Source organism: Sphaerochaeta halotolerans (assembly GCF_003429665.1).
Classification (GTDB): domain Bacteria; phylum Spirochaetota; class Spirochaetia; order Sphaerochaetales; family Sphaerochaetaceae; genus Sphaerochaeta; species Sphaerochaeta halotolerans.
The window spans coordinates 93,091-117,234 of the sequence record NZ_QUWK01000006.1; the positions used below are offsets into that span (position 1 = coordinate 93,091).

Genomic DNA, 24,144 nt, shown 5'->3' on the forward strand with positions numbered 1-24,144 from the left:
ATGAGCATACAGGGAAATATACACAGTGTTGAGAGCTTCGGAACGCTGGACGGACCAGGGCTCAGGTATGTTGTATTTTTGCAGGGATGCTCCCTGCGTTGCCGCTACTGCCACAACCCAGATACGTGGAATATGAAGGGAGGAACTCTTCAGAGTGTTGATGAAGTGGTGGATGATATCCTCAGCTACAAGAACTTCATCAAAAACGGAGGAGTGACCCTCAGTGGAGGGGAGCCTCTGAGGCAACCAGCGTTCTCCCTGGAGCTCATAAACCGATTGAAACAAGCGGGAATCCACACTGCGCTGGATACTGCAGGAAGCGTTCCTTTGGAAATCTCAAGGCCGGTACTGGATGCAGTGGATATGGTCTTGCTCGATATCAAGAGCCTGGATGACAAACTCTGCTTCAGTCTAACCGGTATGGGAAACGCAAATACCCTGGCAACACTCTCCTATCTACAGAACATCAACAAGAGGGTCTGGTTACGCCATGTACTGGTTCCTTCTTGGACATTGGAAGAGAAAAAACTGGAAGACCTAGCCTCCTTCCTCTCCTCTTTCAGTTGCATTGAGCAGGTGGAGTTGCTTCCCTACCATCGCATGGGACAGTACAAATGGGAACAGTTGCATCTTGCCTACTCACTGTCAGATGTGAAAGAGCCTACCAGAGAAGAGCTCACCATGGCTCGCTCCATTTTCGAGAAACAGGGGCTTTCGGTTCTGATGACATCCTACAAAGAGGAGCAGTCACGGAATAAGGCTGGCTAGACAATGAAAGGTATCAATACCTCAGGGCAAGCCCTGGACTCAGGAGGCGTTGCCTCCTTTTCCGCCCCAAGGGACGGGGTATCTCACCTTGCTTTCCCGGCACTCGCTCCAGAAAGGAACCTTCCTGCTGATCCCTTTCCTCTCGCTCCGTTGGGGAATAAAACAGGAAGGCAACCCAACAGGAGTGCCTTCCCAACGAAAACGAATCATCTACTATCAACGCTCTTTCTGGGGAACCAGAAAGAGTTGTTCCCTATCATATCCCTGTTCTTCGGCAATAGCCTTCAAGGTTGCAAGCGTAGTATCACTCACCTTGGGGTACGGGAGAGAAACCAGAGCCCACGGGTATTCCGCTTCAGCCAATCCAAATACAAGATAGTCGGAGGTAAAGAGTCCGAAAAACCTGACTTTCAAATGACTAAGAGAATAGCCAGCTTTTGCCGCAACCAGGATCTTTTCAAAGCAGTGTTGGGAGCAATCAACTACATACCAATCTCCTAGATAGCGTTCGAGATCAAGGGAGTTACCCTATCCAAAGGAGGAGCATTGCAAGCATACCGCCCAAGGAAAGCAAGCCATTCCGTTTCATTCATTGCCTTCCCTGTTCCCGCTCATTGCGGGACTTCTTTAGTTGTGAGAGCGTCTCATCCAGCATTTCTTTAAGTACTTGATATCTTCTCCCCTGTTCACTTTTGTCATCGGAAAGCAAGCAGGAAGCAATATGATCTGGAACGGAGACAGCCTTCTGTTCCAGCTCCCTTCCCTTCTCAGTAAGTTGAACCATCACAGTTCGCTCATCACTTGGAAGACGATGTCTCTCGATCATACCGGAGGTTTCCAGCCTTTTTAGGAGAGGACTCATTGTTCCTGTGTCGAGACTGAGCGCCGTACAGAGTTCACCTACCGTTCCTTCCTCGTGTTCCCAGAGATAGAGCATGGTGATGTACTGGGAATAGGTGAGACCCAGATGAGTAAGCAAAGGACGATACGCAGCCATCAATTCCCGCTCCAAGGCATAGAAACGAAAACAAAGCTGGTTCGAAAGCAGCAGTTGTGGATAAGCCATCACAGCACCTCCTCTAGTTTCGGGATGATGGTAAGGGGAGAATCTTTAGGGGCATACCGATGTACCGTTACCCCATCCTTCTCCACCAAAAACTTGGTGAAGTTCCATTTTACTGTCCCACCAAAAGCTCCTGGAGCTTGTTTTTTCAGCCAAGTAAAGAGGGGGTGGGCTTCCTTTCCATTAACATTGATCTTACTCATCAGAGGAAAGGTCACACCATAATTGAGGGTACAGAATGCTTGGATGTCTGCATCACTACCCGGCTCTTGATGAGCAAATTGGTCACAAGGAAACCCGATCACTACAAGTGATCGGTCCTTGTACTGTTGATGAAGTTTCTCGAGCTCTTCATACTGAGGGGTAAACCCACACTTACTTGCGGTGTTCACAATCAGCAGGGTCTTCCCCTTCAGTTGGGAAAAGTCAAACTCACTCTGATCATTCTTCACGGCTTTGAAATCGTATACTGTAGCCATAGACTCGTTTCTCCTAATTAAGTTGGATACAATATAACTGAAGCCTATATAAATGTCAATTGTTGCTGGACTCTGCCCAAAGATTTATATTTCCTTCCTTTGCAAAGGAATCAATCCGTTTAAGTTCTTCATCACTAAATTCCAGATTATTCAAAGTTTCTACATTTTCCTTGATTTGTTCAGGAGAACTGGCGCCGATAAGTACACTGGTAATCTCTTTGCGTCTCATACACCAAGCAAGTGCCATCTGGGCAAGGCTTTGTCCACGCTCCTGAGCGATAGCGTTGAGAGATTTGATATTATCAAGATTTTCCTTGGTCAACATCTGCTGGCTGAGAGAACTACCTTTTCGAGCCGCTCTGCTATCTTCGGGAATGTCTCCCAAGTACTTGTCGGTAAGCATCCCCTGTGCAAGAGGAGAGAAACAAATGGCTCCGACTCCTAGCTCATCCAGTGTGGAAAGTAATGATTCCTCCACCCAACGGTTTAGCATCGAGTAGGATGGTTGATGGATCAGTAGCGGTACCCCCATATCCTTCAGGATGGCATGAGCTTCCCTTGTTTTTTCTGCGGAATAGGAAGAAATCCCGACATACAGGCACTTGCCCATCTTATATGCAGAAGCGAGAGCTCCCATGGTCTCTTCAAGAGGGGTATCTGGGTCATACCGGTGACTATAGAAAATATCGACATATTCCAAACCCATCCGCTTCAAGGAAGCATCAAGACTACTGAGGAGGTACTTCCTGCTCCCCCACTCCCCATAGGGACCTGGCCACATCAGATAGCCTGCTTTACTGGAGATGATCAGCTCATCCCGATGAGAGCGAAAATCCTGGGCAAACAGTTTACCAAAATTCAGCTCTGCTGACCCTGGAGGCGGCCCATAGTTGTTTGCCAGATCAAAATGCGTGATGCCAAGATCAAACGCAGTGTGTAGCATCTTTCTTGCATTGGAGAGGGACGTCTGGTCCCCAAAGTTGTGCCAGAGCCCCAAGGAGATGGCCGGTAACTGCAAACCGCTTTTTCCACAGCGGTTGTATTTCATGGAATCGTATCGTTCTGGTTTCGGTGTATACATACATTCCTCCTACTTGTCTTATAGTATATCCGATATGGATGTAAATCTATATCCTTTTCTTTTGACGTATTAACTTCCTTACTCTACACTAAAGACTAACTGACAAAAGGGAGGCTTCTATGAGTACACGTTCAAATAGCTTGGCTTTTATCGTTGCACTCACGTATATTGCAATGATTGCTGTAAATGCATTGGCGAATATACTTCCCATCGGTGGTATGGGTACCGGTGAGGTTTCTGATTCGTACCCGAATCTGTTTGCACCGGCAGGTATCACATTTTCCATCTGGGGGGTCATCTATCTTTTGCTCGCATTGCACACCATTTACCAGTTCAGGAAGGGAAATGAGCGTATCCAAATTATTTTTTCCATCTCAAGTGTGGTCAATATAGGTTGGCTTTTCTCCTGGCACTATCAGAAAATTGGACTTTCGCTGCTCTTAATGCTCGTACTCTTAGTGTGCTTGATTAGAATCAATGATTTGATTGACCTAAAATCCATGGACAGACAATCCTACTGGGCACTCACGGTACCTTTCTCGGTCTATCTGGGTTGGATAACCGTAGCAACGATTGCAAATGTCACCACCTTCCTTGTCTCGATTGGTTGGTCTGGTTGGGGAATCAGTGAAATGACTTGGACAGCAATCGTCCTTGTCGTGGGTATTCTAATTGCTCTTTCCTGGGCATTCCGTCGGCGTGAACCAGCCTACTTGCTCACCTTGATCTGGGCATACACCGGTATATTGATCAAACACACCTCCCAGGAAGGATTCAACGGCAACTATCCATTGATCTTGGTTGTTGTAGCGATTGGGCTTACTGCGTTTAGCATCTCGTTTGGTGTGTTAATCCTGCAAAAAAAACAACCTTCTGCATGATGCAGAGCAAGGATGGAGGGCAATGCTCCTGAACTTTGGAGATAATGCTGTTTTTCTGTCTATGATGAAGGGGAAGGCTCGGAAAGTGTCAACAAAACAGTGTACTTCCTCTTCTGACGCTCGAGAAAAATTTACGATAAGGATCTTTCTTGTTTCTACCTGTATGGCCAATGGGAGACTTTCCCTCATGCTCCAGTATTTGGGCATATACGCATAAAACTCAAATTGCAGTAGCACTAAAAGAAACCTGAGGTCGACCCACAAGTGGATACTCAGCCCCTTATAGAGGCGAAACCACCTGCTCGAGGGGTAGTCTTATACCAGAGCGCCAAATCAATGGCCCACTTTTTTCCCCCATCATACACATGTATCAAGCCAGAATCTGCATCCAACGCTACGATGGTAACCCAGTGCCAGGAGTCAAGATTCATGACATCTCCATGATGGAGATTGAGAAATGCAACCGGCTGATCTAAAGAAAGGCTTTCCTTGATAAAATTCAACACCTCCGGGAATGGAGGACGCGCCTCCTTTGCTTTGGGAAGAGAAAAGCCTACGACCTCCCCATTGATATGCTGTTCAGTAAGTGCTGAAGAAAGCCCCTTGGTAAACTGACTCACTAAATGAACTCCCATCAAGGTTGGAGTCACATGAGTCCAAAGCTGTTGCATCAAGGCAACCGCCTGGTCTTGAGCAGCTGCTGCTGGCTCTCCTTTATGCTTTCCAAGATTGTACAACACAAGATGGGTTGCAGTTGTTGGACCACATCCCGCCCGTCTCTGCCATGACAGGGGAAACCACTCTTGGTCAGCTCCATAATATAATGTATCTCCCGAATGAATATGCAGATATTCGGGATGCTTGAGAGATAGTAACGATGACATTACAGTGACTCCTCCTATCTGACAGTTCCATACGGCCAATTGATAATGCCGCCGAAATCATACACCGCTGTGTATCCCTGCCTGGCCAACGCTTTGGAAGCAGAGGCACTCCGTGAACCACTCCTGCAGTAGACAAGCAGAGTCTGTCCAGTATCAGGAATCAAGGAAAGATCTCCCGCTTCAATCGACTGTAAGGGAACATTGATAGCTCCTTGGATGTGTCCGTCAGCATACTCCCCTGGTGTACGTACATCAACAATGACTAGGTCTTGCTGTTCCTGCATCATGGAAAAGGCAGCTTCCGCCGTAATCTTTTCATATGAGCCGGTTTTTGCATTTGGCTGTCGTGTTTTCCAAATCACCCCTACCACGAGGACAAGAAGGATAAGGACTATAATCAATATCTTACTCATTTACTAGGTTCTCCTATACTCAAGATGCCGAAAACACAACGCAACGTCAAGACAAAGAGAAGGCCAGAAAGAATATTCCCTCTGACCCACAATTGATGAGATGAGAAACTACTCTTCTGAGATTTCCTCTTCCAAGAGTGCATCAAGATAAGAAAGCAAGACCTCAGCTTTGATCAGATCACTCTCGGCACTGGCTTTTTCCAGTTCATACTGTCGTTCCAGCTTCTCTGCCTGTTGTTTGTAGGCATCTTTCAAATTCTTTACCGGATAGGAAGCAAGGACATAGACCGTTCCATCAGGGGCGTTGTAATACTCCTCAATAGAGACACCCCGTAAGGCAATGCTCACCGTCTGCACACTGAGGTTCTGGAGGACCTCCAGCATCTGTTTGCTCCTCAACACTTCTCCAGACTCCTCTACAAAGGTGACAAGGGCATTATCTACAGTGGTTGACGCCCATCGACCGATTGCATCCCGGGCGGCTGACTCGGCTCGCATTTTACTGAGTTGCTGTGTGGACTGTTTTGCTGCCCCTACCTCGTAGTGCAGGGAACGGGTGCTCTTTGGAGGGTGTGTAGTCCAGTACGGGGATCCATCTGCATTGGTTTTCGGGGTAATCGCACACGAAGCTGCAAGCAGGATGCACAAAAGGCTTACCAACATGATTCGTTTCATAGCAATGTTCCTTATTCCAGACAGGCGGCAAGGCTCCAATAGGTATCAGTTTTCTTCTCATAGTAATAGGCTATGATGGTAACCCCCTGGAGTAAGCCACGCTGAGCCTGGTAGAGCGAGCGCTTCATCTGCCCGTTCTCTGTTGTCACATTCTCGATTGAATAAGCGTGTTCAGTCTTCAAATCGAGAAGATTTTGAGCGGCAGCAAAATCTGCTGCCTCCAATGAAAGGTATCAATACCCCAGGGCAAGCCAAGGACTCAGGAGGCGTTGCCTTCTTGGCTGTATTCACTCTCATATACTCGAGCTTCTTGGTCTTCCTGAGTATTCTTCATCACCATGACGGCACCTGCACCAGGGTCAAAGTGAATATCGAGAATTTCTAGTTGACTGATAGTTCCAGCCATTGCTGTATCACCAAAGAAGGCCGATTCATCCATTGCAAAGGATTGCAAACCCTTGTCTGAGCGATACAAAGTCACCAGCCTACTATCCAGCGCAAGGGCCTGCTTGACATGCATGGACCTTGCAACTGAAATGATTGCCTCACGTACCATTCTCTCTTGGGTGGAATAGGGACCAGAAAGCCACACATACACATTGGACGGATAAGAGAGCGAATCATCCTCTGGTCTTGAGACACTGGTGGTAGTGCAACCAAAGCAGAACAACACCATCAGTAAACTGAGAGCCACTACATGTTTGGGTACTGACAAACTCAGTTAGCTCCCTTCAGCAAATTGGCGAACGCTTCTTTCATCTTGGTGTTGGCGGCCTCGGCTGCTTCACTCTCGACAAAGGCTTCTGCCACGGCTTCCGATGCTGGCTCAAAATTCTGCTCGATGTTGGCAATGGGAATGGAACAGAGTACCCAGACCCCATTTTCTGCATCAACCCAGATATCTTCGGTACTGACACCTGAGAGGGTTGCCTCTGCTACCTGCTGGCTGATCACTTCCATTGCATCGAGTGCTTGGCGATCATCACCGCTGCCTGCGTCGTTGATATAGGTGACCACAACTTCCTTGACCTGTGTGCTGATCCAAGCGGCAATCTTGTTCTTTGCCTCAACGGTAGCACGTTTGATTGAGTTCTGCTTATCACTCATCTTGCCGTATCCAGTCTCAAAATGCATGTCTTGGGTTGAAACAGTCTTATAGACCCAATCCGGCTGCGGGATACCTTCGGCTCCAATTATGACTGGACGCTCAGGTTCAACCGGCTCGGCAACCTTTGCGGTGGCACAACCGGTCATAGCGAGTGCAAGCAGTACGAGCACCAGAATCGTTAGCATCTTTTTCATAGCATCCTCCAACTATGTTTCATCCCCAAGCGTTTCCAGCATCAGGGTGAAAAATCCATCAACACCAGATGAACTCGCAGCTTTCAACGCCTTTGCAAGGGCATCCCTCTCAGACATAGCTGCTACTCTCTCTGCCTTTTCATAGGAGACATACACCTGCTTGCTGTCCTTCAGCTGGACAGCTAACGCATAACGGGCATAGGCATACGGACTGCCCTTCATCATGATTGGTTCTACGGTGTACCAGACTTCCAGTACGGCATAGGGGTTCTGTGCACCTGTAGCAAATCCCCACTCTTGCAACCCCTGTTCAAATGCTGCTTTGAGCACTGGAGCAGCACTTCCACGCTCGGGAAGCTCCACTGCAATGGTAATTTCCCGGGCCAACGCTGACAAGGCACGATCGATGGGTGCAAGCACCTGCATTTGTGGTTGCCTGAGCAAAACCTGCAACTGGTCATACAAAGCCTGCTGTTGCTTTGCCAAATCCCGTGTTTCACGGAGTAGTACGTACTCTCCAAGCAAGGTATCAGCAGAAGCTGAGCGAAGCCTCAGTTGAGCAATGGAACTGCCCAACTCAGTAATTTGTTTCTGGTAAAGAGAAGCAGTACGCTCACGATGGAGTGCAACACGTGCATGAACTCTTCCAAGGTCGTCAGTGTAGACATTAACGACTTCAGAGCCAATAATCTGATCAGTTTTACTGGTAATACTGCCAAGCTCCATCATTTCAGAAGCTTCTGTAAAGGTTACATTCCCCAGTGCATCAGTAGCTGCTGTAGAAAGACTGCTGACTTCAGTAACTGAGCGAACTTGGGCATTGAAAATCTGAGACAAACTGGAGAGTGCTGCATCAACAGCTTCTTGCCGTGTAGAACCAGAACCTACCGCACAGAGGTAGGTATCCTCATCATAGGCGGCATCATAAGGGTGGTCGATCCAGGAAGGAGGAACCTTGGAGGATCCTAAGGAGGTACAGGAGATACCCATGATCAATACAAGCAATACTGGTACCACAAGATAGTGTCTCATGTACCCTCCTACAGCTTGTACTTACTCTGCTTGATGAGCTTCTTGATTGTCTCTTCTCCAACCCATACTTTCTTGTTGGTCTCGATGTCAATCAATTCTGCTGAAACATAGTAGGTCCTGACCATCTGACCCCCGCTCTGGTCAAGATTGGTTCTCACTGATCCTTGCAGGAGGTAGTCAGCCCCAATCTCTTTACCGAGGGCTTTCGCTGTCTCCTCGCTGGCAAAAAACTGCTGCTCCTCCCGCTCTTCCCTCACCGAAGCACGGAAACTCTGATCAGCAACCATATCCACCTTTCCTGAGTTGATGAGAGCCATTTCATACCGTTTTGCAATAATTGAAGTATCGATATGCTCACTGCTGCGGTTGAGGAATGTTCCTACAATGACCACAGGATTGTCTCCAGGATGTGCCATCTTGTACTGCGTAATCCATGGAGAGGATAAACTGGAGTCCACCAGTGCCTCCGCCACAATACGAATATCGGTGTCGTTCCAGTTTCCGCTCAAGTCTATATCGGTGTCTGCACTAATACGACTGACCGATACGGGAGACTGACATGAGAGCAAGAGTACAGAGAACAGCACCAGAGAAAAACCGGAGAGGCTTAGACGTTTCATCACAAATCTCCTTCACATTCCAAGTCGGTATATGCGAACAGTGTAACAGACTCCACATTGCTTGTGTAGAAATTAAAGGCAGGAAAAGTGATGTATTCTCCATTTTTTTAGCGATTCATTATTGCGCCACGCATAGCCAAATGCTACATTGTGCCCATACAGGAAGAGGAAGGATGTAATGAAATACTGCAAGAGTGTAGCAATTGGGTTGCTTTTTCCTCTCCTTCTTATGCTCAGTGGGTGTACATCCTTCATGGATCTTTCAGCAACCCAGTCACTCTACAAGGGTGCACAGTATCAAGGAGCATATGAAAGCCTTCTCCTGGAATCCCCTTCCCTTCTCAAGAAGCAAGGCCCAATTATCGTCAACTATGACCTTGGCATCCTTGCACATCTGAGTGGGAATTATAAGGAATCCAATACGTACTTCAATGAATCCGAACGACTCATCTGGGAATCATACACTGAGAGTGTTTCAGGAAATATCGCTTCATTCCTTGTAAATGACAACACCAAAGCCTACCAAGGGGAAGCATATGAAGACATGTATCTCAATGTCTTCAAAGCCTTGAATTATATGCATCTTGGGGAAACTGAAGCAGCATTGGTAGAGCTCAACCGGAGTATTGAGAAACAGACATTTTTACGGCAAAAATATGAACAGTATGAAAAACAGGTATCTGAATATGCAAGGAATGAGGGGTTGGACACACCAGCAATCCAGACCTATGCAACAGCATTCTCCACGAGCGCACTCTCCAATTACTTGAGTGCGTCGGTAGCTCAATTCCTGGGGGAAGAGAATACCCTGCACTATGCAATCGACCAAGTACATCATGCATTTTCCTCCCAGCCATCACTCTATCCCTTCCCTATACCTTCTGTAGTTGCAATTGAGAAAGATCCATTCCCAAAAGAAAAAGGAAGGGTCCAACTGGTCTCTTTCAGCGGACAATCACCGTTGAAGGAAGAACGTGTTGAGAGGGTGTATATTTCTAGGTATAACAGGGCCAAGATTGCCTACCCCGTCCTTGTAGGGGTTGCCTCCCAAGTAGAGGCTGTGCGGGTCTCCATCGAGGGGCAGGGGGTATTTCCCCTGCAAAAGATTGAGTCGATCAGCAATATTGCCATCGATACTTTTAGAATGAAGAGTGAATTGATCAAAATGAAAGCAATCACGCGAGCAATGGCAAAATCAGTGGGGATCGCCCTCTATGACGATTATGCTGCGCAGGATGACAACGTAACTGCAGAGGAAGAACTTCTCGGTATAATCTTCCGCATCGCTCAAAATGTTACAGAGAGTGCTGATGTACGCAGCACTCACTTCCTTCCGTCTGATGCATGGGTGGGATATGTGGACCTCCCAGAAGGGACCTACACCATTACCACCGAGTTTCTGAACGCCTCCAACCAAGTACTTCACCGTAGCTCGGAAAAAACAATCCAAGTGCAGGCAGGAACTTTGCATCTAGCAGAAGCATACTCTCCCCGTTGATAAAGAAATACGCTTCCTGGAAATGAGGAAGCGTAGTGGACATAGCAAGAGGAGATTCCTATGTATCCTTATCCTCATCGCTTTCGTACCGATCATCATCACCCAAATCATAGCCATTGGGCTTTTGAGAATCCTTGTGTTGCTGTTTCTTCTCGTCAATATCCCATTCGAAATCTGTTTCAAAATCTCTGGGCCGTCTGATTGTTTCTCTTGCATGCCTTCTCATAGTCAATCGCTCCTTTCTAACGAAAAACCAATTGAGGTAAAAACCATTCCTCATCTATAACCATCATACTACAGGCGAAAATCGTCAAGTGTGTTCTGTCCCTGCAAGCAAAAACTCCTTGATCTGATTGAACACCACATCATGTCTCATTCCTTCAAACACAACACAAGAGATACGATGGTACCCAATTCGCTTCAAGGATCGTTCAGTATCAGACAGGCCTCGCGCTCCTCTCGGTATCGGGTCATCCTTTCCCGTACTTGAGAGAATGGGAAGGTTGCTCTTGGTCGGATGAAAGGAGGACCAATCATGGAGACGATGCAGTGCATCAAAATGGTGCAGTTGGTACTTGAGGTTCTTCCTGTATGGGTCATGGAGCCGTTCTTTCACAACCTCTGGATTCGAACAGACCCATTTCAAGTTGGCTGAGGTGGTATGCTTGGTGGAAATCATACCATGGCCATGGGGTGTGAACAGCAATTTCATGGTCATAGGAACCAATGTAGAGACGGCCATTGGGCCAAAGGAGTGACCAAGCAAAAAGAGCGGCAAGTCGGTGCCCTCTCTGGTCGCTTACCAGGGCACAGTATTATCCATGAATTCGATAAGAACAAGCAGAAACGAACGCTATGCAATGGTTTGTGATGAACGCTCCACTAATTCCAGAATATAGGAGTAAAGACTCTGGGGAACAGGATGAACGAGAGCAAACCGCATCATCACCACAGGAAGATGCTTTCCTTTCCCATTCATCTTTGAACTGGGTGCATTGCGAAGAAAGGTAAGCGGGCCGAGGTAGTAGAAGGAACGGCCCTCATCATTGCTCTTCTGCACAAAAAGCAAAATCTCAATTGGCCCCATCTCCCCCCGAATCGCTCTCACTTCCTTAGAATCGAGGTGTACATTGTTTCGGGTCTCCCAGACAAATTGTTCAGGGGAGAGAAATCTATCCCGGTAATCAATTCCGGGATCAATGGTTTTGGAATCCTTGTGGTAGGTGACAAAGATGGGGCACATACGATGCTTGTAGTCAACCTTGTATCCATAGATGGTATTGGCCTCATCCTTCTCCCATCCCAGTAGCCGACACACTTCCTGACGGCTGTACTTCTGGTAGAGCACCAGGTCATGAGCACCACGACGCTCAGCAAAATCATTGAGATAGGAGTACTTGCTGACTTCGAGAAGATCTGCAAGTTCACTTCGATACTCACCATTCTCCAACAGGTCTGAGAAGGATGGACTCATCCTTATCCCCCCTTTCGTCAATGTCACATAGGAGAGAGAGCCAAATGGCTCCTTGTGTCGTTCCTGGAAGAATTGGTTGGTCAGAATTCTGAGTGCCGATTTTATGGATTGGTTTGTCGGGATAAACCCATAGGATTCCTGAATCAACCTAGGCAACTGTGTGTAAGAGACCTCCCCTTCATGTTCCAGAAGGATGGCGAGAATACACGTCTCCTGGATCCTCACTCCCCTGGCAAGGATCTTCCCGAGAAAATACAGGCTCTTACAGTGAAGCTCAGTAAGTGTGGTCAAATACTGCTTTTCCACTTTTCCCTTGAACTGAGCATACGTTCCAGCATACTCAAGGATGACGATAGGTGAGAGAGATCCCATCGTGAGAAAATCAACAAGCTTGGGTATCCTTCCCAGCCGTTGCTTCAAATTCGTATATTCTTGTCCAAGCAACGTCTTATTGTTGAAGGAAACCCGATTGATTGCATCAAAAATTCTTCCTTTGGCCACTGAATCAAACTGTATGGTCGATGGTCCACTCAAGGCTGTGGAACCTTCACTTAACAGCATTCGAAGGGTATCCTTACGATAAGTTCTATCCCCAAAGAGAGCAATGGGTATCATATAATTGTTTGCATGATTTCCAATAAAATCTATTACAGTAAGGAATTCCTTTCCAGGGTACTTCCTGAGTCCTCTCCCCAACTGCTGTACAAAGATAATTGCCGACTGCGTTGGTCTGAGCATCACCACCTGATTCAAGGAAGGAATGTCCACCCCTTCATTGAAAATATCCACTGTCACCAGATACTCCAGTGCATCCCCTCCCGTTTCCTTCTCCAACCGCAGAAAGGCCGCTTCCCTCGCCTCTTGGGTATCCTTACCTGAGAGAGCCAATGCTTTTCTTCCCAATCCACTCAGTGCCTGTGCCAGGAATTCAGCATCCTTGTTCCGACTGCAGAAAATCAAGCCACGTACGCGCCTGCTACCGATACTGTATCGGTTGAGCATCTGGTTGATATGTCTCACCTGCTCAACCTTTTCCAAACGGGCAAAATCTTTGTATTGAACATCCTCATGCCCCTCTATGGAAAAATCCGTTACCCCATAATAGTGAAAAGGACACAGCATACCAGCATCCAGTGCTTGGTTAAGCTGAATCTCACAGGCAACGGAATAGTCGAATTGTTGGAATATGTCCCTGTCATCATTGCGGTACGGGGTTGCTGTCATACCCAGGAGAAATGCCGGTTGAAAGTGATCAAGGACCTTCTGGTAGGATTCAGCTCCTGCATGATGCACTTCATCAATGGCAATATAGTCAAACCAGGTCCGGGGAAACGTATACAAGACTTCATCTTTGGACAAGGTCTGGACGGTAGCAAAAAGATAGGAGGCATCTGTTTCCTTGTTCCCCCCCGAGAGAATACCACACGACAAATCAGGGCCAAGATGTTCCTTGAACCGTGCAAGAGCCTCCTCAGCAATCTGCTCTCGGTGCACAACAAAGAGGAACCTTCTCGGGCGAAGCCGCTCTACATCCTTGATCAAGAGAATTGTCTTGCCGGTACCGGTAGCTGAAATCAGCAAGGCCCTATCCTTTCCTTGCTCACGAAGTGTATCGAGTCCATTCAATGCTTGGACCTGCATAGCATTCAGTACCAGATGTTCTTTTACATCTTGCTCCTGGAGTGCAGGAAGAGAAGGAAGTGGCAGTGGCTCAAAACGCTTGCTTGCATGCAGCGCTGTATATACCTTGCGATAGTGTGCAATCCAAGCAGGACTCACCTCCACTGCATGATTCCAAGCTTTCAGAAAGGCCTCCTCAGTCTGCTGAACTAGACTACCAGCAGATGAACTGACGAGAAACAAGTTCCACTCCTGGTTGGTGGCCAGTGCCTCATGGGTTAGATTGGAGCTTCCTACGACTAAGGTCGTATATGCCTGTTCCCGTGTAAAGAGATACCCCTTGGTATGAAATGCTTTTTCGGTGTATACCCTGAGTTCAATGGACGGAAAGTGTTCAAGTAGAAAAGAGAGGGCATCTGGATCGGTGAAGGTGAGGTAGTCGGACGTAAGGATTTTCCCCTTCACTCCCCTCCTTTGCGCTTCATACAGTGGCTGTAAAAGCATCGCTAAACCACCCTTGGTGATAAACGCAACACTGAATGAGAAAGAGGTGCAAGCAGTAAGTTCGCATTCCAGGGTCTCCATGACTTTTGTCCTTGGCGGATCATTGAGTACCAAATGCGGACGTAGACTCACTGAAGAAGGAAGGCGTGAATCAAGGAAGCTTGTCTCGAGGCTTGCAAGCAGCCGACCATCTTGCATGTTCTTCATGACAACAAGTGTTCCACTTTCTGTACGATGGGAATATCTGCCTCAGCCCAGTCGAGTTGCCATAACTCTTCTTTCTGCAACCAACGGCTTGCCTGATGCTCACGCAACTGTATTGTTCCTTTCTGTATACTTCCCCTATAGGCATGCATGATGATGAAAAACCCGGGATACTGATGCTCCACCTTGATAAGATAGTGTTGTACTTCAATAGTGACTCCAAGCTCTTCTTGGATTTCTCTTATCAGTGCTTCGCGTCCTGTCTCACCTGCTTCCAATTTACCTCCAGGGAATTCCCACATACCTCCAAGTGCTCCTTGGTTCTTCCGTTGGGCCGCAAAAACACGGTTATCCTCGATCAATACCAATGCGGCTACTTCCATCTGTTTCATGGAGATAATCCTAGCAGCAGAGCGTGCTTTTGACCAGGGGAAAAGACACTTTCAGTGAAGGCTGTTCACCCATTGCACGAATTTTCTCTTACAATTTTGCAAAATATGTTCAATTGCAGTGGCACGTTGATTGACATTCACCCGTGGCCATGGTAGTGTGCAGTTGCTTTGATTTTTTGCGTTGCAGCTAGTCCCTTACCCTCTCTATGTTCGTGTTCTTCATTTGAATCCCATCAGCAGACAGGTTAAACGTTCGAAACTGCGCCAAAATGAGCAAATACTTTTTTAAGACAGGCTAAAGGCCTGTAAAGGATGCTTTTAATGGCAAAGAAAATTTATGTTGGTAACATGAGTTACAACACCAGCGAAGAGGAACTTCGTGACCTGTTCGCACAGTATGGCACTGTATTGAGTGCAAACATCATTATCGATCGCGAGACCCGTCGCCCCAAGGGCTTTGGTTTCGTAGAGATGGAAGACGATTCTGCTGCAGTTGCTGCTATCAGCCAGCTTGACGGTCAGGATTTTGGCGGCCGCAATCTTCGTGTAAACGAGGCAATTGCAAAGCCCCGCCCGAGCTACAACCGTTACTAAGCTATTGCTTTGTACAAATCAGGAACCCTTCGGGGTTCCTTTTTTTGTACCTTTGGATCAATGATACAAAATTAGGAAAATCAGAGTACAAGGCCAAAAAATATCGCTTCCATCGATTGCTAATACTTTTGGTTTAATACGTAGTTGAAAAGATTCTTCCAGAATATACAACCCAATTACTTTTCGCATGAACTGCTTAACACCAACAATTTGTAATCGTTGCATGTTCTTAGCAGGTCTTTCACATCAATTTGATGAATATCGTTGACCTAGATTTTGAATCCTTCTGTGGAAAACGTTCACAAATAATGCTGAATAGTTCAGCATGGTAGCGTTTCTTAGGGTAATGTCATATGCTGTATACACTGCAATGGTTAGGCTTTTCCCCTGTAACATTACACCCCGCCCTCCGGTTCTTATTCCGTCGAAATCTGAGACTAACGTTGCAAATCACTCCAAATGGGGCAACACATTTTCCGTCCACGTTCCTATTGCCCTCTATTCCCAGATGTTATCAACAAAATACCGCATTAATATTCTACCAAACATCCACAGCTGTGCCTTTTTCTGGTGACTTTCAATTTGTTTGAGCATTCGTCAAGTATATGGATTTATTCACTAAAACGACATTCAAGAACCTATCATTTAATGGTGAGAAATATTTTTACAATTGGTAATTTCATTGTGTTATAATGAGTTATACTTATTAAGGAGTACAGATATGGCAAGTAAGAATCTTGAACTCATTGGAATGTCAATCAAAGACTTTACCAATTTGCTCAATGCAAGCAAAGAGGATAGAGAAATACTCTTTAGAGAGGCTCACTTGATTCCCACATATAAGAAGCTCGATGAACTAAGTCTTGCTTCAGTATTCTTATCATCTTTGACTATGATCGAAGAATTCAGAAATCTTTTTTGTAAGGAAATTGGACTCTCTCGGATTGGGTATCTGAAAGCCTATACTGAAGTCTCATTTCCAAAAACAACGATATATGATGAATCTAGCATCAAAAAAGGCCCCTTAAGGGTCGATGGGTTATTATTACAAATTGCTGGCGGGAAAATCAAAGATGGAGTTCTCTTCGAAATGAAAATGGGTTCACAAGAAGTGAACAGTAGACAGATAAATACTTACTTGAACCTTGCAAAAGAATTAAAAATTCCTAGATTGGTATCAATCTCAAATCAATTTGTTCCCAGCCCGACAGACTATCCGGTAGAAATCCAACGCACAAATTCCGTTTCATTGTATCACTTTTCATGGCGATATATTATAACTCTCGGAAGCATTCTTCTAACTGATAATGATCTCAACATAAGTGATCCAGATCAAGTAAAGATTATGAGAGAGGTCATGAGTTTTTTCAATCACCCTAATGCTGCTGTGAATACATTCGATAGCATGAGTAGGGAATGGAGTGAGCTAGTCGAGGGTGTTAGAGCCAGAAAAGAATTCAGCAAGAATAATCCATGTTTGGCTGTAGCTATCCAAGATTGGATCCAGGAAGAACAAGACCTTGCACTAAAGATGAGTGATAAACTAGGAGTTATGGTTGATTGTAATAAGAGACAATACAAAACCATGCAAGAACGAGTAGAAGCAGAGAAAAGGCAAATTATCGAGAAAGAGATTCTTGAATCTCAATTTCGCATAAAGAACGCTGTCTCCACTTTGAATGTTCAAGCATATCTTGGCACAAGAAGAGTTGTTTGTTGTGTTGAGGTTAGAATCCCCCAGGATAAGAAAACTGCTTCTGCTCGGCTAAATTGGCTCAAACGCCAGATTGATGCTTGTAAACTGAAAGATGAAAAAACATTTTCTTCAATTGAATCTGGATTGTGGCTAAATGCTATGGTAAAAGGTCGAATGGCAAATCCGAAGGAACTCTATTCCTCATATGAGCAACTTCTTGAGGAATCGAAAAATTGTGATGTCAAAAGTGTCAGAATCAGTTATGAAAAAGATTTGGCAGCCCGATTTACTCAAAACAAAAAATTCATTGAAGAATATGAAAAACTAGTACTGGCCTTCTATAGTGTGCTTGTACAGAATCTGAAAAACTGGGAAGAAACTCCTCCAAAAATGAATATCCGAGAAGCTGTTGAGTTAGCATCGTCAGAAGCGAATATAGATTTTACAAAAAATTCAACAATACCAACTACACCCTCTTGATTCTATCAATAGAAACATATATGCTCCTATCTCAAGGAGTCATGCATGGAACCAGGACGATTCGGCCCCTACGGCGGCAGGTATATCCCAGAAACCCTAATGAGTGCCATCCTAGAACTGGAAGCAGCCTATGACAGGCTCAAGGGTGATGCCACCTTCCAAGAAGAACTCAATACCCTCTACACGAACTATGCTTCGAGGCCAAGTCTCCTGACCTTTGCAGAGAATGTAACAGAGGACCTTGGGGGAGCGAAAGTGTATCTCAAACGGGAAGACCTGAATCATACAGGATCCCATAAAATCAACAATGTTCTCGGGCAATGCCTACTGGCCAAGCACATGGGAAAAAAGCGGGTAATAGCTGAGACCGGTGCGGGACAGCATGGGGTTGCCACAGCCACGGTTGCCGCACTCATGGGACTTGAGTGTGAAATTTTCATGGGAAAGGTTGATTGCCAGCGCCAGGCACTCAACGTCTACCGTATGCGCTTGCTTGGTGCAACGGTCCACCCGGTGGAGAGCGGTACCCAAACCCTCAAGGACGCTGTCAGTGAAACGATGCGGGAGTGGACCAAGAGAATCGATGACACCCACTACGTGCTCGGCTCTGTCATGGGTCCACACCCCTTTCCTACGATGGTTCGGGATTTCCAGAAAATCATCGGTCGGGAAGTAAGAACCCAGATACTTGCAGCAGAAGGGAAATTGCCCGACTACATCATTGCCTGTGTAGGAGGAGGATCGAATGCCATTGGAATCTTCCATGAATTCATAGGAGAACCATCGGTTCATCTCGTTGGGTGTGAAGCGGCGGGAAAGGGAATAAACACCAAGAAACATGCAGCAACCCTAACCAGGGGAAGCGAGGGAGTCTTCCATGGTATGAAAAGCATCTTCTGCCAGAATGAGGATGGTCAAATCGATGAAGTTTACTCCATCAGTGCTGGACTAGACTATCCAGGTATCGGCCCGGAGCATGCCCAGCTGTTTGCCACCAAACGAGCAACATATGTACCGATCACAGATGCTGAAGCGGTCGATGCCTTCACGTATCTCAGCAGAAAAGAGGGGATCATCTGTGCCATTGAGAGTGCCCATGCACTCGCCTATACCATGAAGCTTGCTCCTACCCTGGATAAGGAAAAAATCATCGTGGTTAATCTCTCTGGACGGGGGGACAAGGATGTGGCAGCAATCGCCCGTTACCAAGGAGAGACACTCTATGAATGATCGTATCCAAAACGCATTTTCTAACGGAAAAGCTTTCATCCCCTTCGTGACCTGTGCTGACCCAGACATTTCACTGACAGAAGAGTTGGTACTCGCTATGGTAGATTCAGGAGCTGACCTGGTCGAACTGGGACTTCCCTTCTCTGACCCCATCGCAGAAGGCCCAGTAATCCAGCAGGCAGATGAACGTGCTCTCGCATCAGGATTCAAGATTCATGACCTTTTCACCTTGATTGAGCGACTGAGAAATCATACGCAGATTCCCTTGGTCTGCATGACCTACCTCAACCCGGTATACCGGTATCAGAAAGATCGATTTCTGATGAGTGCAAAACAGGCCGGTCTCGACGGAATGATTATCCCTGACCTTCCTTATGAGGAGCAGGGAGAAATCAAGGGCTCATGCAAAACCCATGAGATCAAGTTGATCAGCATGATCTCCCCGACAAGTAGAGAGCGGATCATCACGGTCTCAAAAAACAGCGAAGGTTTTCTCTACTGCGTCAGTTCCCTAGGAGTAACAGGGATGAGAGCCAGCCTTACCGACAATGCTAAGGAAATGGTAGAGCTTGCAAAAGCACATAGCAACACCCCGTGTGCAGTAGGATTTGGGATTCACACTCCAGAACAAGCCCACCTTATTGCTTCCTATGCAGATGGCATTATCGTAGGTTCAGCAATCATGAACATTATTGCCGAGAAAGGGAGTGAAAGCGTTCAACCGGTCTCCCGATATGTCCAACAGATGAAGCAAGCCATCATGGTATGATGTCTTTTTTTTACCCGAACAGTTTCTTTCTATAGAAACAGAAGGAGTATGCATGCAGTATTATCCAACACAGGAAGCAGCACTGGCCTATCAAGATGAAGATGGCTACCTTCCACTCACCCTCGAAATACTTTGTGACCAACACACGCCTATCACCCTGCTTTCTCGTTTGAAGACAGAGACTTCCCACTGTTTTTTGCTCGAGAGTGTCGACAGCCGTCAAAGATGGGGACGGTACTCCTTCCTCGGATACGACCCCTTGTTGGCCCTTTCGACCCAAGACCATCTCACCACCGTACAACACCGGGATGGAAGCATAGCGACATCAGAAGAACATCCAGAGAAGGTAATCAGAAGGGTACTGAAGGAGTACAAGAGTCTCCCTATCGATAAGCTACCTCCTTTCACTGGTGGTCTCGTTGGATACTTCAGTTATGACTACATCAAATACCAGGAGTCACATCTGCTTCTTGACTACACGGAGGATGAAGCCTTCAAGGACCTCGATCTCATGTTCTTTGATCAGGTCATCTGCTTCGATCACTACCGCCAGGTTTTAACCCTCATCGTTACCTACCGAGCAAGCGAGGGTTCTCAGGGATACACAAAAGCTCAGAGACGGTTGCTTGCAATGCTCAAGATCGTGCAAAGCGAGGCTCCTCTTACACACTTCACAGGTGTATTGAAAGAACCTCTACGACCGCTCTTCAGCAAAAACACCTACTGCACCATGGTGGATAAGGCAAAACACTACATCAGGGAAGGAGATATCTTTCAAGTGGTGCTTTCCAATCGTTGGGAAGCTGCATTCGAAGGGAGCCTAATGGACACCTATCGGGCACTGAGGACCATCAATCCATCCCCGTATATGTTCTACTTCTCGGGCAATGAGATTGAACTTGCCGGTGCTTCGCCAGAAACCTTGGTCAATTTACAAGATGGCATCCTGCACACCTTCCCTCTCGCCGGTACCCGAAGACGGGGAGAGACCGAAGAGGAGGATCTTGCAAACGAAAGGGATCTTCTTAGCGATGAGAAAGAACTTGCAGAACATAATATGCTGGTCGATCTTGGCCGCAATGACCTTGGAAAGGTATGTGAATTTGGCAGTGTTGAGGTGGAATCCTATCTCCAAATCCAACGCTACAGCCATGTAATGCACATCGGGTCCACCGTAAAGGGAACCATACGAAAAGATCATGATGCCCTCTCGGCCATAGCCTCAGTACTCCCTGCAGGAACCCTAAGCGGTGCACCCAAGCTTCGTGCCTGCCAGATTATCGAGGAGCTGGAACACACACAACGTGGCATCTATGGAGGGGCTGTTGGCTATATCGGGAGCAATCAGAACATGGATACCTGTATTGCCATACGCCTAGCATACCGAAAAGGGAATACGGTGTATGTACGAAGTGGAGCGGGTATTGTAGCAGACAGCGTAGCGGAGAGTGAGTATGCCGAATGTGAACGAAAAGCAAAAGCGGTGGAGGAAGCCTTGCAAAGAGCTTCAGGAGGTATCCTATGATCCTATTGATCGACAACTATGACAGCTTCTCATACAACCTCTATCAGATGGTAGGAGCCTTGGAGCCAGAGATCAAGGTGATTCGAAATGATGCAATGACTGTAGAGGAAATTGCGACACTTGCTCTTCAGGCAATCATCATTTCCCCAGGTCCGGGGACCTGTGAAAATGCAGGAGTCATCATCAGCCTCGTACAGCAACTGGGACCTACGGTTCCAATACTTGGAGTCTGCCTAGGACATCAAGCCATCGCTACTGCGTTCGGTGCTACCGTCACCTACGCAAAAAAGCTCTACCATGGGAAACAGTCCAGCTGTGTACTTGATCACACCTCCCCCCTTTTCCACAATCTAGGACGAGAAGAACGGGTAGGTCGCTACCACTCCCTTAGCGTTGACCCAAAGAGCCTTCCCTCCTCTCTCACCCTTACAGGATGGACAGAAGATGGACAGGTCATGGCAATACAACACAACCAGTATCCCATCTATGGCGTGCAATTCCACCCAGAATCGATCCTTACCCCCTCAGGGAAAACGATGTTGGGAAATTTCCTAACCCTCGCAAAAGATACCCAAGGAGCAACACAATGATACGAGAAGCCATCAAGCAACTCAGTATGAAACAGGACCTGGACTACCGCACAGCATTGTCTGTCATGCATGAAATCATGGAAGGCAAGGCCACCCCTGTGCAGATGAGTAGTTTTCTCACTGCCCTCTCCCTAAAGGGTGAGACAATCGAGGAGATTACCGCCTGTGCAGAGAGTATGAGAAGCCACTGCATTCGCCTGCTGCATGACCTACCGGTCCTTGAAATCGTGGGTACCGGTGGGGACCACCTTAAAACCTTCAATATCTCATCAACCAGCAGTATCGTCATCTCCAGCATGGGGGTACCGGTTGCCAAACATGGCAATCGCGCTGCCTCCTCTGCTTGCGGAGCTGCCGATGTTTTTGAAAAGCTGGGAGTAAACATCCAGGTTGATGAACAGAGAAGCAAAGCAATACTGGATGCGATTGGACTCTGCTTTCTCTTTGCCCAGAATTACCACATCAGCATGAAATATGTCGCACCGGTACGAAAGGAGTTGGGTATCAGAACCGTGTTCAATATTCTCGGTCCTTTGGCCAATCCTGCAGGAGCTTCCCTGCAACTCATGGGTGTATACGATGAGAGCCTCATTATTCCCTTGGCTCAGGTGATGACCAACCTTGGAGTAAAGCGGGGAATGGTGGTCTGCGGGGAAGATGGTATGGATGAAATCACCTTGACAGGAAAGACCAATATCTGTGAAGTGCAGGATGGTACCTTCACACACTATTCAATCACCCCTGAACAATTCTCACTGGAACGATGCAGCCAAGAGGATCTCACCGGAGGCGATGCAGAGGAAAATGCCGGGATTACCCGATCCATTCTCAGTGGCACGCTCCATGGGCCCAAACGAGATATTGTACTGCTCAATAGTGGTTGTGCGCTCTATATCGCAGGGAAAGCAAGCAGTATAGCAGAAGGTATCGACATGGCAAGGGAAGCAATCGACAGCGGGAAAGCTCTACAGCAACTCGATGCGTTCGTAAAGCTGTCCAACGAGGAGTAAGGTATGGACATCCTGCAAACGCTCGCTGCAAGTACTGCTGAGCGGTACCAAAAGAAAGAGCCGGTAACCCTCGAAGCACAGGCATTCTCCTGCGTACTGGAAGATCAACCATTCAAGCATGCATTGGGAGGGTCTCACCTTGCTGTTATCGCAGAAGTGAAACACGCATCCCCTTCAAAGGGAGTAATTGCTTCTTCCTTTGATCCAATCGCTATTGCTGAAGAATATGAAAAGGGTGGAGCCTCCGCATTAAGCGTACTCACCGAACCTACTCGTTTCCTTGGTGATGATGCCTATCTGACCTCCATTGAAAAAGCCGTTTCCCTTCCCCTCCTACGGAAGGATTTCATCATCACTCCCTACCAGATCCTGGAATCGCGAATTCTGGGCGCTTCCGCACTTCTGCTCATCGCAGCCCTGCTTGATACACAAACATTGGCATCCTTTCTTGCACTCACCAGAAGTCTTGGCATGGATGCCTTGGTTGAGGTACACGATGAGACGGAGCTTGAGATGGCACTGAAGGTAGGAGCAGCCATCATCGGAGTGAACAATCGCAACCTGAGAACCTTTCTCGTCGATCTTGGAACAAGCATACGGCTTTCATCCATGATTCCCTCCTCTGTGATTTCGGTAAGTGAGAGTGGTATTCAAGGAAGAGAGGATGCAATGACGCTCAAGAGTGCAGGGTTCTCTGCAATCTTGGTGGGAGAACAGCTGATGAAAAGCCGTAATCGAGCAAAAGCCATAGCGGAGTTGAAGGTATGACTAAAATCAAACTCTGCGGCATGCAAAATGAAGCGCATATCGAATGGGCCAATGAGGCTGGATGTGACTATATTGGGTTTGTCTTCGCTCCAAGTAGGAGACAGATAAGCAGGGAGGTTGCAGCCAATCTGCGTACACGCGTAATCCCTTCAGTTTCGGTTGTGGGAGTGTTTGTCGATGAACCGGTAATGCATATCGCTCACATAGTGAACGAGGGAATCATTGACCTCATCCAGTTGCATGGAGGGGAGGATGAAGCGTACCTCCTAGCCCTTCGCTCTCTCTGTCAGCTTCCCATTATCAAAGCAGTGTGCAGCCCACGTAATGCAGAAAAAGCCTCCACCTCAGCAGACTATATCTTGCTCGATGGGGCAACGGGAGGAAGTGGAAAGGTGTTCGACTGGAACCAAGCTCATGGATATGACAAACCGCTCTTTCTTGCAGGAGGATTACATGCAGGGAACCTGGAGAAAGCAATTAAAACCGTCGGCCCCTACGCAGTCGATCTGAGCAGTGGGTTGGAAGAACATGGAGAAAAGCAACGGCATCTCATGTTGCAGGCAACGGCTATCGCTCATGCACTATGAATCCA

General features: G+C 47.0%; 28 protein-coding genes. 13 read left to right on the top strand and 15 right to left on the bottom strand.

Going from position 1 to position 24,144, the window contains the following annotated elements:
- Both pflA and DYP60_RS14685 read left to right on the top strand, forming a co-directional pair.
- On the top strand, positions 1 to 768 hold the full coding sequence (gene pflA, locus DYP60_RS06880) for a pyruvate formate-lyase-activating protein (RefSeq protein ID WP_117330149.1): 768 nt from the start codon (positions 1 to 3) through the stop codon (positions 766 to 768).
- Between the two features lie 3 nt (positions 769 to 771).
- Entirely contained in the window at positions 772 to 1,269 is a 498-nt protein-coding gene (locus tag DYP60_RS14685; protein ID WP_160526121.1) for a hypothetical protein, read from the top strand.
- Between the two features lie 88 nt (positions 1,270 to 1,357).
- Here the strand turns inward: DYP60_RS14685 and DYP60_RS06890 are convergent, their stop codons facing one another.
- The 3 genes from DYP60_RS06890 to mgrA are packed head-to-tail and all read right to left on the bottom strand — an operon-like array spanning position 1,358 to position 3,391.
- Positions 1,358 to 1,834, bottom strand: coding sequence for a MarR family winged helix-turn-helix transcriptional regulator (locus tag DYP60_RS06890; protein WP_117330151.1), 477 nt, complete (start codon positions 1,832 to 1,834; stop codon positions 1,358 to 1,360).
- Positions 1,834 to 2,310 carry a glutathione peroxidase gene (locus DYP60_RS06895; RefSeq protein WP_117330152.1) on the bottom strand — a complete coding sequence of 159 codons (477 nt, stop codon included), beginning with the start codon at positions 2,308 to 2,310 and terminating at the stop codon, positions 1,834 to 1,836. Before DYP60_RS06895 ends, DYP60_RS06890 begins: the two co-directional genes overlap by 1 nt.
- 55 nt (positions 2,311 to 2,365) lie before the next feature.
- On the bottom strand, positions 2,366 to 3,391 hold the full coding sequence (gene mgrA / locus DYP60_RS06900; RefSeq protein ID WP_117330153.1) for an L-glyceraldehyde 3-phosphate reductase: 1,026 nt from the start codon (positions 3,389 to 3,391) through the stop codon (positions 2,366 to 2,368).
- A 119-nt stretch (positions 3,392 to 3,510) separates the two neighbouring features.
- Here mgrA and DYP60_RS06905 point away from each other — a divergent pair, with 119 nt between their 5' ends.
- Positions 3,511 to 4,272 carry a tryptophan-rich sensory protein gene (locus DYP60_RS06905; protein WP_117330154.1) on the top strand — a complete coding sequence of 254 codons (762 nt, stop codon included), beginning with the start codon at positions 3,511 to 3,513 and terminating at the stop codon, positions 4,270 to 4,272.
- Between the two features lie 272 nt (positions 4,273 to 4,544).
- On the opposite strand, the gene DYP60_RS06915 is transcribed toward DYP60_RS06905, so the two are convergent.
- The 8 genes from DYP60_RS06915 to DYP60_RS06950 form a co-directional block, all read right to left on the bottom strand.
- Entirely contained in the window at positions 4,545 to 5,156 is a 612-nt protein-coding gene (locus DYP60_RS06915; RefSeq protein ID WP_117330156.1) for a hypothetical protein, read from the bottom strand.
- Between the two features lie 14 nt (positions 5,157 to 5,170).
- On the bottom strand, positions 5,171 to 5,569 hold the full coding sequence (locus tag DYP60_RS06920) for a rhodanese-like domain-containing protein (RefSeq protein WP_117330157.1): 399 nt from the start codon (positions 5,567 to 5,569) through the stop codon (positions 5,171 to 5,173).
- 108 nt (positions 5,570 to 5,677) lie between these two features.
- Positions 5,678 to 6,244 carry an LPP20 family lipoprotein gene (locus DYP60_RS06925; RefSeq protein ID WP_117330158.1) on the bottom strand — a complete coding sequence of 189 codons (567 nt, stop codon included), beginning with the start codon at positions 6,242 to 6,244 and terminating at the stop codon, positions 5,678 to 5,680.
- An 11-nt stretch (positions 6,245 to 6,255) separates the two neighbouring features.
- Positions 6,256 to 6,468, bottom strand: coding sequence for a hypothetical protein (locus DYP60_RS06930; protein WP_117330159.1), 213 nt, complete (start codon positions 6,466 to 6,468; stop codon positions 6,256 to 6,258).
- Between the two features lie 35 nt (positions 6,469 to 6,503).
- Positions 6,504 to 6,959 (bottom strand): hypothetical protein, encoded by a 456-nt coding sequence (locus DYP60_RS06935; RefSeq protein ID WP_117330160.1) that lies wholly within the window; start codon positions 6,957 to 6,959, stop codon positions 6,504 to 6,506.
- 2 nt (positions 6,960 to 6,961) lie between these two features.
- Positions 6,962 to 7,546, bottom strand: coding sequence for a hypothetical protein (locus DYP60_RS06940; RefSeq protein WP_117330161.1), 585 nt, complete (start codon positions 7,544 to 7,546; stop codon positions 6,962 to 6,964).
- A 12-nt stretch (positions 7,547 to 7,558) separates the two neighbouring features.
- Entirely contained in the window at positions 7,559 to 8,578 is a 1,020-nt protein-coding gene (locus DYP60_RS06945; protein ID WP_117330162.1) for an LPP20 family lipoprotein, read from the bottom strand.
- Positions 8,579 to 8,586: 8 nt separating this feature from the next.
- A complete protein-coding gene (locus DYP60_RS06950; RefSeq protein WP_117330163.1) occupies positions 8,587 to 9,198 on the bottom strand; it encodes a penicillin-binding protein activator LpoB in 612 nt (203 codons plus the stop codon).
- A 178-nt stretch (positions 9,199 to 9,376) separates the two neighbouring features.
- On the opposite strand from DYP60_RS06950, the gene DYP60_RS06955 reads away from it, so the two are divergent.
- Positions 9,377 to 10,696 (top strand): COG3014 family protein, encoded by a 1,320-nt coding sequence (locus tag DYP60_RS06955; protein ID WP_117330164.1) that lies wholly within the window; start codon positions 9,377 to 9,379, stop codon positions 10,694 to 10,696.
- 58 nt (positions 10,697 to 10,754) lie between these two features.
- Here the strand turns inward: DYP60_RS06955 and DYP60_RS14215 are convergent, their stop codons facing one another.
- The 4 genes from DYP60_RS14215 to DYP60_RS06970 all read right to left on the bottom strand — a co-directional run bounded on the left by DYP60_RS14215 (position 10,755) and on the right by DYP60_RS06970 (position 14,890).
- Positions 10,755 to 10,922, bottom strand: a complete 168-nt coding sequence (locus DYP60_RS14215) for a hypothetical protein (RefSeq protein ID WP_160526114.1) — start codon at positions 10,920 to 10,922, stop codon at positions 10,755 to 10,757.
- A gap of 84 nt (positions 10,923 to 11,006) precedes the next feature.
- Positions 11,007 to 11,414, bottom strand: coding sequence for a serine aminopeptidase domain-containing protein (locus DYP60_RS06960; RefSeq protein WP_165849527.1), 408 nt, complete (start codon positions 11,412 to 11,414; stop codon positions 11,007 to 11,009).
- Positions 11,415 to 11,549: 135 nt separating this feature from the next.
- A complete protein-coding gene (locus DYP60_RS06965; RefSeq protein ID WP_117330166.1) occupies positions 11,550 to 14,501 on the bottom strand; it encodes a DEAD/DEAH box helicase in 2,952 nt (983 codons plus the stop codon).
- A complete protein-coding gene (locus DYP60_RS06970) occupies positions 14,498 to 14,890 on the bottom strand; it encodes a (deoxy)nucleoside triphosphate pyrophosphohydrolase (RefSeq protein ID WP_117330167.1) in 393 nt (130 codons plus the stop codon). The genes DYP60_RS06965 and DYP60_RS06970 overlap by 4 nt, the downstream gene beginning before the upstream one ends.
- Positions 14,891 to 15,211: 321 nt before the next feature.
- Here DYP60_RS06970 and DYP60_RS06975 point away from each other — a divergent pair, with 321 nt between their 5' ends.
- From DYP60_RS06975 to DYP60_RS07015, 9 genes are all read left to right on the top strand, one after another.
- On the top strand, positions 15,212 to 15,484 hold the full coding sequence (locus tag DYP60_RS06975; protein WP_117330168.1) for an RNA recognition motif domain-containing protein: 273 nt from the start codon (positions 15,212 to 15,214) through the stop codon (positions 15,482 to 15,484).
- Positions 15,485 to 16,205: 721 nt separating this feature from the next.
- Positions 16,206 to 17,660, top strand: coding sequence for a hypothetical protein (locus tag DYP60_RS06980; protein ID WP_117330170.1), 1,455 nt, complete (start codon positions 16,206 to 16,208; stop codon positions 17,658 to 17,660).
- 45 nt (positions 17,661 to 17,705) lie between these two features.
- On the top strand, positions 17,706 to 18,890 hold the full coding sequence (gene trpB / locus DYP60_RS06985; protein ID WP_117330172.1) for a tryptophan synthase subunit beta: 1,185 nt from the start codon (positions 17,706 to 17,708) through the stop codon (positions 18,888 to 18,890).
- Entirely contained in the window at positions 18,883 to 19,659 is a 777-nt protein-coding gene (trpA, locus tag DYP60_RS06990; protein WP_117330174.1) for a tryptophan synthase subunit alpha, read from the top strand. The genes trpB and trpA overlap by 8 nt, the downstream gene beginning before the upstream one ends.
- Before the next feature lie 52 nt (positions 19,660 to 19,711).
- Positions 19,712 to 21,184, top strand: coding sequence for an anthranilate synthase component I family protein (locus DYP60_RS06995; protein ID WP_117330176.1), 1,473 nt, complete (start codon positions 19,712 to 19,714; stop codon positions 21,182 to 21,184).
- Complete coding sequence (locus DYP60_RS07000; RefSeq protein ID WP_117330178.1) at positions 21,181 to 21,774, top strand: anthranilate synthase component II; 594 nt, start codon at positions 21,181 to 21,183, stop codon at positions 21,772 to 21,774. Before DYP60_RS06995 ends, DYP60_RS07000 begins: the two co-directional genes overlap by 4 nt.
- Positions 21,771 to 22,784: an anthranilate phosphoribosyltransferase gene (gene trpD / locus DYP60_RS07005; RefSeq protein WP_117330180.1), complete on the top strand. Its 1,014-nt coding sequence runs from the start codon at positions 21,771 to 21,773 to the stop codon at positions 22,782 to 22,784. Before DYP60_RS07000 ends, trpD begins: the two co-directional genes overlap by 4 nt.
- A 3-nt stretch (positions 22,785 to 22,787) precedes the next feature.
- The gene (trpC, locus tag DYP60_RS07010; protein WP_117330182.1) at positions 22,788 to 23,552 is read left to right on the top strand and encodes an indole-3-glycerol phosphate synthase TrpC; all 765 of its coding nucleotides are present in this window, start codon (positions 22,788 to 22,790) and stop codon (positions 23,550 to 23,552) included.
- The gene (locus DYP60_RS07015) at positions 23,549 to 24,139 is read left to right on the top strand and encodes a phosphoribosylanthranilate isomerase (protein ID WP_117330184.1); all 591 of its coding nucleotides are present in this window, start codon (positions 23,549 to 23,551) and stop codon (positions 24,137 to 24,139) included. Before trpC ends, DYP60_RS07015 begins: the two co-directional genes overlap by 4 nt.
- The last annotated feature ends 5 nt before the right edge of the window (positions 24,140 to 24,144 follow it).

Coding starts and splice junctions, on each gene's coding strand:
- pflA (WP_117330149.1), top strand. CDS start 1: ATGAGCATACAGGGAAATATACACAGTGTTGAGAGCTTCGGAACGCTG.
- DYP60_RS14685 (WP_160526121.1), top strand. CDS start 772: ATGAAAGGTATCAATACCTCAGGGCAAGCCCTGGACTCAGGAGGCGTT.
- DYP60_RS06890 (WP_117330151.1), bottom strand. CDS start 1,834: ATGGCTTATCCACAACTGCTGCTTTCGAACCAGCTTTGTTTTCGTTTC.
- DYP60_RS06895 (WP_117330152.1), bottom strand. CDS start 2,310: ATGGCTACAGTATACGATTTCAAAGCCGTGAAGAATGATCAGAGTGAG.
- mgrA (WP_117330153.1), bottom strand. CDS start 3,391: ATGTATACACCGAAACCAGAACGATACGATTCCATGAAATACAACCGC.
- DYP60_RS06905 (WP_117330154.1), top strand. CDS start 3,511: ATGAGTACACGTTCAAATAGCTTGGCTTTTATCGTTGCACTCACGTAT.
- DYP60_RS06915 (WP_117330156.1), bottom strand. CDS start 5,156: ATGTCATCGTTACTATCTCTCAAGCATCCCGAATATCTGCATATTCAT.
- DYP60_RS06920 (WP_117330157.1), bottom strand. CDS start 5,569: ATGAGTAAGATATTGATTATAGTCCTTATCCTTCTTGTCCTCGTGGTA.
- DYP60_RS06925 (WP_117330158.1), bottom strand. CDS start 6,244: ATGAAACGAATCATGTTGGTAAGCCTTTTGTGCATCCTGCTTGCAGCT.
- DYP60_RS06940 (WP_117330161.1), bottom strand. CDS start 7,546: ATGAAAAAGATGCTAACGATTCTGGTGCTCGTACTGCTTGCACTCGCT.
- DYP60_RS06945 (WP_117330162.1), bottom strand. CDS start 8,578: ATGAGACACTATCTTGTGGTACCAGTATTGCTTGTATTGATCATGGGT.
- DYP60_RS06950 (WP_117330163.1), bottom strand. CDS start 9,198: ATGAAACGTCTAAGCCTCTCCGGTTTTTCTCTGGTGCTGTTCTCTGTA.
- DYP60_RS06955 (WP_117330164.1), top strand. CDS start 9,377: ATGAAATACTGCAAGAGTGTAGCAATTGGGTTGCTTTTTCCTCTCCTT.
- DYP60_RS14215 (WP_160526114.1), bottom strand. CDS start 10,922: ATGAGAAGGCATGCAAGAGAAACAATCAGACGGCCCAGAGATTTTGAA.
- DYP60_RS06960 (WP_165849527.1), bottom strand. CDS start 11,414: ATGACCATGAAATTGCTGTTCACACCCCATGGCCATGGTATGATTTCC.
- DYP60_RS06965 (WP_117330166.1), bottom strand. CDS start 14,501: ATGAAGAACATGCAAGATGGTCGGCTGCTTGCAAGCCTCGAGACAAGC.
- DYP60_RS06970 (WP_117330167.1), bottom strand. CDS start 14,890: ATGAAACAGATGGAAGTAGCCGCATTGGTATTGATCGAGGATAACCGT.
- DYP60_RS06975 (WP_117330168.1), top strand. CDS start 15,212: ATGGCAAAGAAAATTTATGTTGGTAACATGAGTTACAACACCAGCGAA.
- DYP60_RS06980 (WP_117330170.1), top strand. CDS start 16,206: ATGGCAAGTAAGAATCTTGAACTCATTGGAATGTCAATCAAAGACTTT.
- trpB (WP_117330172.1), top strand. CDS start 17,706: ATGGAACCAGGACGATTCGGCCCCTACGGCGGCAGGTATATCCCAGAA.
- trpA (WP_117330174.1), top strand. CDS start 18,883: ATGAATGATCGTATCCAAAACGCATTTTCTAACGGAAAAGCTTTCATC.
- DYP60_RS06995 (WP_117330176.1), top strand. CDS start 19,712: ATGCAGTATTATCCAACACAGGAAGCAGCACTGGCCTATCAAGATGAA.
- DYP60_RS07000 (WP_117330178.1), top strand. CDS start 21,181: ATGATCCTATTGATCGACAACTATGACAGCTTCTCATACAACCTCTAT.
- trpD (WP_117330180.1), top strand. CDS start 21,771: ATGATACGAGAAGCCATCAAGCAACTCAGTATGAAACAGGACCTGGAC.
- trpC (WP_117330182.1), top strand. CDS start 22,788: ATGGACATCCTGCAAACGCTCGCTGCAAGTACTGCTGAGCGGTACCAA.
- DYP60_RS07015 (WP_117330184.1), top strand. CDS start 23,549: ATGACTAAAATCAAACTCTGCGGCATGCAAAATGAAGCGCATATCGAA.